The organism is Bacillus sp. JJ1127 (assembly GCF_036965845.1).
Classification (GTDB): Bacteria; Bacillota; Bacilli; order Bacillales; family Bacillaceae_G; genus Bacillus_A.
This window is the reverse complement of sequence record NZ_JBALQK010000238.1, coordinates 1-5,718: the sequence shown is the minus strand read 5'-3', so window position 1 is coordinate 5,718 and position 5,718 is coordinate 1. Positions and strand designations below refer to the sequence as shown.

At 36.7% G+C, this 5,718-nt stretch carries 11 protein-coding genes; 1 reads left to right on the top strand and 10 read right to left on the bottom strand.

Features of this window, described 5'->3' with window-relative positions; all coding sequences use genetic code 11:
• Nucleotides 1–150: 150 nt before the first annotated feature.
• Together V7183_RS21010 and V7183_RS21005 are read right to left on the bottom strand one after the other, a co-directional pair.
• On the bottom strand, nt 151–360 hold the full coding sequence (locus V7183_RS21010) for a hypothetical protein (protein WP_335360713.1): 210 nt from the start codon (nt 358–360) through the stop codon (nt 151–153).
• A gap of 288 nt (nt 361–648) precedes the next feature.
• Entirely contained in the window at nt 649–828 is a 180-nt protein-coding gene (locus tag V7183_RS21005; protein ID WP_335360712.1) for a DUF6877 family protein, read from the bottom strand.
• A 104-nt stretch (nt 829–932) separates the two neighbouring features.
• On the opposite strand from V7183_RS21005, the gene V7183_RS21000 reads away from it, so the two are divergent.
• Entirely contained in the window at nt 933–2,120 is a 1,188-nt protein-coding gene (locus tag V7183_RS21000; protein ID WP_335360711.1) for a protein kinase family protein, read from the top strand.
• 5 nt (nt 2,121–2,125) lie between these two features.
• Here the strand turns inward: V7183_RS21000 and V7183_RS20995 are convergent, their stop codons facing one another.
• The 8 genes from V7183_RS20995 to V7183_RS20960 all read right to left on the bottom strand — a co-directional run bounded on the left by V7183_RS20995 (nt 2,126) and on the right by V7183_RS20960 (nt 5,601).
• Nucleotides 2,126–2,326 carry a hypothetical protein gene (locus tag V7183_RS20995; protein WP_335360710.1) on the bottom strand — a complete coding sequence of 67 codons (201 nt, stop codon included), beginning with the start codon at nt 2,324–2,326 and terminating at the stop codon, nt 2,126–2,128.
• On the bottom strand, nt 2,323–2,520 hold the full coding sequence (locus tag V7183_RS20990) for a hypothetical protein (protein ID WP_335360709.1): 198 nt from the start codon (nt 2,518–2,520) through the stop codon (nt 2,323–2,325). Before V7183_RS20990 ends, V7183_RS20995 begins: the two co-directional genes overlap by 4 nt.
• The gene (locus tag V7183_RS20985; protein ID WP_335360708.1) at nt 2,517–2,807 is read right to left on the bottom strand and encodes an AbrB/MazE/SpoVT family DNA-binding domain-containing protein; all 291 of its coding nucleotides are present in this window, start codon (nt 2,805–2,807) and stop codon (nt 2,517–2,519) included. Before V7183_RS20985 ends, V7183_RS20990 begins: the two co-directional genes overlap by 4 nt.
• Nucleotides 2,808–2,939: 132 nt before the next feature.
• Nucleotides 2,940–3,086: a BC1881 family protein gene (locus V7183_RS20980; RefSeq protein WP_335360707.1), complete on the bottom strand. Its 147-nt coding sequence runs from the start codon at nt 3,084–3,086 to the stop codon at nt 2,940–2,942.
• Nucleotides 3,087–3,088: 2 nt separating this feature from the next.
• Complete coding sequence (locus tag V7183_RS20975; RefSeq protein ID WP_335360706.1) at nt 3,089–4,021, bottom strand: hypothetical protein; 933 nt, start codon at nt 4,019–4,021, stop codon at nt 3,089–3,091.
• A 60-nt stretch (nt 4,022–4,081) separates the two neighbouring features.
• On the bottom strand, nt 4,082–4,390 hold the full coding sequence (locus tag V7183_RS20970) for a transglycosylase (RefSeq protein WP_335360705.1): 309 nt from the start codon (nt 4,388–4,390) through the stop codon (nt 4,082–4,084).
• Nucleotides 4,391–4,759: 369 nt separating this feature from the next.
• Complete coding sequence (locus tag V7183_RS20965) at nt 4,760–5,365, bottom strand: HNH endonuclease signature motif containing protein (protein WP_335360704.1); 606 nt, start codon at nt 5,363–5,365, stop codon at nt 4,760–4,762.
• Between the two features lie 5 nt (nt 5,366–5,370).
• Nucleotides 5,371–5,601 carry a hypothetical protein gene (locus tag V7183_RS20960; protein WP_335360703.1) on the bottom strand — a complete coding sequence of 77 codons (231 nt, stop codon included), beginning with the start codon at nt 5,599–5,601 and terminating at the stop codon, nt 5,371–5,373.
• Nucleotides 5,602–5,718 lie beyond the last annotated feature (117 nt).

Here is a 5,718-nt window from a genome sequence, read left to right as displayed (position 1 = left end):
AAATAATACTATATATATAATATATAATTATTAGTTTTATATTTATATTATATATATAAGGTATATTTTTTTAAGGGGGGGTTCTTTTTTGTTTTCTTTTTCTTTTTTAAGTACTGTAGTGTATTAGACCCCCTCTAAAAGATTTTTCTTTTATATATTTTTATTTTCGTTTAAACAGCTGTGACTCTCCGAATCTCGAAACACGCACCACGCAGCTGTTGTCTCATATCCACGTAACACCGAACGTCCAACCAGGAGAAACCGTTCTTCAGTCACTTCAGTAATAATTCCTTCTCCAGCATAGACATTCCCCAGCTCTGTCTCGATATCCACGTCCCGTGATTGGTTAGTCGGAATCATCTGCCCGAGTCCATGGTCAATGACACTCACGCTCCAGGTTAACTGCCTCGTAGCAATTCCTTCTTGCACCGTCACACATCCATCGTAAAATGGAACATCCACACCATCGATTCGCAAGTTACGAATATCTTCAGACGTCACGGAACACCCTCACTTTCCGTAAAGCATCTTCCACCTTCTTCATTCGTTTGAAAAATCGCTTCCTTGCAAATGGAATCGGAAACGGGCCAACACCTTTCCAAGTCAATGATGGTGACAAGATAATCCCTAACCGGTGCAGAATATACCTCATTCTTGTTTCTTGCCTCTTGCCGCAACACGTTCCACGAATCTCAGTTGCTGCTCAATATACGGATTATCTTCTTTCCCATCGCTCACAATCCAATCCTTAATCCGGTTCGACACATCTTCTAAAACGGCCCTCGGTAATTTGGGTGCTAATTGCGAAATACAATCCAGGTAACTCACTTGCGTACCTCCAATCTAAACTAGTTTTCGATTTCAAGCCTATAAATCTAATTTTTTTATGTTAAAATTATCCTTAAAAAGCAATTTTTTTAAAGGAGAAAAACATGGGCGCAATTTCAGAAACTATAAACATGTATTTACAGAATAAACTTAGAAGCTACGTAGAGAAGTTTGGTTTTGATAGTGTAAACAAGTATAAAAATTTATATGATGATATTCCTTCTCCATTACAGGAAATTTTCTCGATTTTTCATTTCAAAATTAACGGATTGTTAAATTACATGAATATTCGACTTAACAGCCGTCGCTACACAGCTGCAGAAAGTCGGGATCTTTTTTATTTAATCGACGAATTAAAAACCATACAGGCCAATACTATGAATTCAAGTTTGCAATTTAATATAAATAGCGATTATAATGCAAAACTAATTGAGTGCGAAAGTTTTTTGCAACAAAGTTTAGGAAGTGATATACCTTCCAGCTTCGAAAGAATAAGAATCATTGAAACGGCACCAATATTTCAACTTGATTCAGGTGTTTCAGTCGAACGGTCTACAGATAAATTTTTATTTCCTACCCAAGTAATTGGTAAAGGATCTTATGCAACAGTTCTTAAGTATAAAGACTCATACTATAAACGCTATTTCGCGATTAAACAAGCTTTTAATGATTTAACAGATAAAGAATTCGAACGTTTCCAAACTGAGTACGAACAAATGAGAAAACTTAAATCTCCTTTTATTCTTGAAGTTTATAAGTTTGACAAAGAGAAACGACAGTACACAATGGAATATGCAAATTATTCCTTAGACACTTATTTCACAAAATATAACAATATAATCCAAATGCCTTATAGAATTAATTTAATTACTCAAGTTTTCAATGCTTTTCAGTATATTCACAGCAAAGAATTACTACATAGAGATATTAGTCCATGGAATATTTTAATAAAGAAGTACGATGACTTCGATATAATAAAAGTCGCAGATTTCGGCTTAGTAAAGTTAAAAGATAGTCAACTAACCAACTTAAATTCAGAGAGAAAAGGTTCATTTAATGACCCTAGATTAGATATTTTTGGGTTTGCTAACTACGAAATTAGACATGAGACTTACGCTTTGACAAGGTTGATTCATTTTATAATTACGGGAAATCATAAAATAGTTTCTTTCCCAAATGAAACGTACGAACAGTTCATTCGTAAAGGGATTGCTGATAATATCGAAGAACGTTATAACAGTGTTCAAGAACTGCAACAGACTTTTTATCAAATTATGAATACCCTTCAATAGTTTAACTAATTTCGAACACCTTTCTTAGCTAAAAACTGCTTCGCGCTATCCGTAAGCCAGTAATAAAATACTTGATTATCGTCTTTCGTGACTTGCTCCAGTAGTCCCAACTGAGAGAGTAGTCCCAGCCACGTATCAAACTGCGTAGCTGGGATTTCTCCTCCTGCCTGATGCATAGCTCGCAAGATTGCTTCCGATCCTTTCACTCAATACCACGTGTTTTTACAATTTCCAGTGCTTGTTGTTCTGTAAAACCTTGCGAAACAAGTGCATCGAAACGTGCCTTGTATAACTTAGACATTTCGTGTTGCATCCTCATTTGCGCTGGTAACTGTCTAATAAAGTCATCCAATATCATTTCCAGTTCAATATTTGTGTATTTTTTATTCGGCTCGCTCATTTTACCGCTCCTTTTTGCACATAGGCTTCAATCTCTTTTAATAAAACATCAATTCCTTCAGGACTTAATACGAGTTTTCCGTCTGCAAATGCTACATTTTCATTGGAAACCTCCCCTGTAATTTGGCAAGCACCATAAGGAGAATATTTTTTAAGAATAATAGATTCATCCTCTACAAAAATCTCTAAACCGTCTTTATGTTTAATGTCTAACAATTTACGTAGCTCCATCGGTATTACAATTCGTCCAAGCGGATCTGTGTTTCGAACAATGCCTGTTGCTTTCATTCTTCTTCAGCTCCTTTTTATTTTTCGTCTTTCTTTGCCATTGCTACGACACTTGACATACAGAAGAATATTAAACAGATAAACCAAGTTGTTAAAATCGGATGTTCATAAATGACTTCCATTCCACCACTCCTAATCTTTATTAATAAGAATTACAGCCGGGCCTTCTACCGTAACTCCAGCAACTTCAATTTTTTCATGAGGACTAACTCGCACAGTTGTAACACCTTCTCGTTTTTCCAGTTCTTCACTTAGATCCTTCGTTGAAAAACCTTTCATGTTCACTCCCCCTCCAAAATCAAACTATACTCTTCATTTGCTACGTAAAAATTACCGAATGCATCACGATTAGGGAAGCCTTTTTCTGTTGCTGGTTCTATCTTGATTTTCGCGTTACATTTATGGCATTTCGTGAACTTATTCTCTTTGTACTCGTATTGATTACCACGATTACCACATAAAGGGCATTCATAACAAGTACGATATCGTTCTTTTCCCTCGTCATCGTACTTAATACCTGTTTTCCAATGAATCGGATCCGCCGTTTCCTTTTTCGTTATTTTCACTACGTCTTCCATAGGAAATGAGCCACGATTTTCATTAATGATTGGTAGTTTACGAGTTTGGCCAATAGAAGCTGCTTGTTTCACTTTTTCGTGATCCATACCTAAATTTACAGCGTTTTTAACTTCTGTTTTTGCCATTGCAGCGCCTAACGCTGATACATCCACTTTCGGCTTATGTGTCTCTACCGTTTTTACAAGATCTTCAGCGGTGTTAATGAAAGAAAGCTTGTCCGGCTCATCGAGAGTCTCTGCGATTTCTTTCCCGTCCAATAAGAGTGGTACTGTTATTCCACGCTCTCCTTGAGGACTAGGAGCTGTATAATCATGAGCACCTACAAAACTGGAGATACCACCATGGATGTTATTTTCAATAAAGTCATAAAAAACAGATGTAAGAGCTGTAACGTTCTGCTCTTTGTTCAATCGATTTAATCCAGCTTCATATAACATTGCGTGAATCGCTTCATGAAGAACTACTTTCTGTGCAGCCTGTTCACCCTCTATTTGATCTGAAAGAGCAATCTTCTGTTTAAAATAACGCGCTTCCCCAGCAACAACGTCATCATTTTCAAACTCTTCAATCCAGCCGTTTACCACTTCCACATCATACGGAACACTACCAATCATTAGGCGTTTTGGTATACTCATATAGAATTATCCTCCTTTAATTTGGAAATTAGGTAAATCTAATATTAAACTATTGTAAATTTATGGATTATCCATTTTCGTCATCAAGCTATCCCGCATCCATTTATACTCCAATTGTTTCTTCTCAATCTTCGCTTGTATTTTATCTGCTTGTTCTTTTGTTGCACATTTCTTAAATCCGGCATATAGTTTCGATATTTCTTTCTGTAGCTGTCGCATTTCACGATCCGTATAATAGCTTACGAATTCCGTTTTACAGTTCGGACAGATAAAGTAATGCTTGTCCACTCGGTTCGGTAGTCGTGCCGTGAGCATCTGAACACGAAACTCATGCTCACACACTTCGCACCTTGCTTTGACGGGTTTCATTCACTCTCTTCCTCTCCTGCATAAATTTTAAAAGTTAAGACATACTATAGATAGGCTGGTGAATAGCCTTATGCCATTTTTGTTAGTACCCTACTTTATGTCCCTCTCCCTGGGGCCGAGCAGTTAGCTTTTGCTAGCTGCTCATTTGTTTTTATTGTCACCTTTTCATTTAGTACCCATATATTGTATTGAGTTGGTAGTTGTAGTGCATTTTAAGTCGCCTTCAAATAATTCTATTTACACGGCCTATGAAAGAGCGCTGTTCAAACGTGCTCTTTTTTTGTTTTTCCAAATAAAGTTCCGAATCCTGGTCATAATATAATTACATCTAGATTTTCCTCCATGGTGGTAATTTTCGGTACCGAGCAGTTAGCTTTTGCTGGCTGCTTTTTGTTTATTTTTCTTTTTTCGATCTCCGATTTTCTTGTAAATATCTGCTATAACAATACCAACTCGTGTCAGATTAGCATCGTTTTGAATTAATTGATTAATATTTAGTATTGCAAGTTGTTTTTTCGAAACAAGGAGCAAATTGTCTAGCGCAAAATTACTACGATTCCCATCACCAAAGATAACGACATGATCTTTTGGTATTGGACCGTTTGCTTTTTCCCATATCAATCGGTGTTTCAATTTCCATACATTCGGCTCAGCAATTTTTATATCCACGTAGCCCTCACCATTCACTCTTTCACTGCCTAAAGGTTTGTAATTATGAGGTCTCTGTCCCGTTTTAAATCGAGTAGTACCACCTCCACCTGTACCTTTTTTCCCTTTATTCCATGATGGCTGCCCTGGTTTGAACCTGCTATCAATGCCGCTACGTAAACCGTGATTTTTTATATAAGCTGTAATTTGATTTAGACCTAACTCTAATCCGAAATGAGTATTAAACATCTCAAGCAATTCTTTTCGAGTACGACCTTTTATGTTTTCTCTAATAAAGCTGGTCTGTTCTTCCGTGTAGCGATGCACTGTTCTCATCCTTCCAGCATTTTAGGTACTTTTCTATTAGCGTCAAGATGTTCTTCATATGCTGTTTGGGCTTTTAAAATCAAAGAACCATTTGCGATAATCTGCGTTGCAACATCTGTTACGGATTTCGCTCTGCTAATTTCTTCAAGTAGTTCTTCACCTTTTAAATCTTCATCGCCTAAACGCTCCAGCTGTGCAAATAAATGATTATTCAAATCACCCAGCGTGTTTTTCATTTTTGTCACCCTTTCTAATTTATTTCTCAACATCTAACACATGGAATACAAATCCCATTCCTGGTAATATACAGGTAATCTCCTGTGGAATTTCTCCATTACCTTGTTAAAAGGGCC

Bases quoted from the DNA above. Each gene is read 5' to 3' on its own strand.
- V7183_RS20980 (WP_335360707.1), bottom strand. From the start codon at position 3,086: ATGAAAGGTTTTTCAACGAAGGATCTAAGTGAAGAACTGGAAAAACGA.
- V7183_RS21000 (WP_335360711.1), top strand. From the start codon at position 933: ATGGGCGCAATTTCAGAAACTATAAACATGTATTTACAGAATAAACTT.
- V7183_RS20970 (WP_335360705.1), bottom strand. From the start codon at position 4,390: ATGAAACCCGTCAAAGCAAGGTGCGAAGTGTGTGAGCATGAGTTTCGT.
- V7183_RS20985 (WP_335360708.1), bottom strand. From the start codon at position 2,807: ATGAAAGCAACAGGCATTGTTCGAAACACAGATCCGCTTGGACGAATT.
- V7183_RS20960 (WP_335360703.1), bottom strand. From the start codon at position 5,601: ATGAAAAACACGCTGGGTGATTTGAATAATCATTTATTTGCACAGCTG.
- V7183_RS21010 (WP_335360713.1), bottom strand. From the start codon at position 360: ATGATTCCGACTAACCAATCACGGGACGTGGATATCGAGACAGAGCTG.
- V7183_RS20975 (WP_335360706.1), bottom strand. From the start codon at position 4,021: ATGAGTATACCAAAACGCCTAATGATTGGTAGTGTTCCGTATGATGTG.
- V7183_RS20990 (WP_335360709.1), bottom strand. From the start codon at position 2,520: ATGAGCGAGCCGAATAAAAAATACACAAATATTGAACTGGAAATGATA.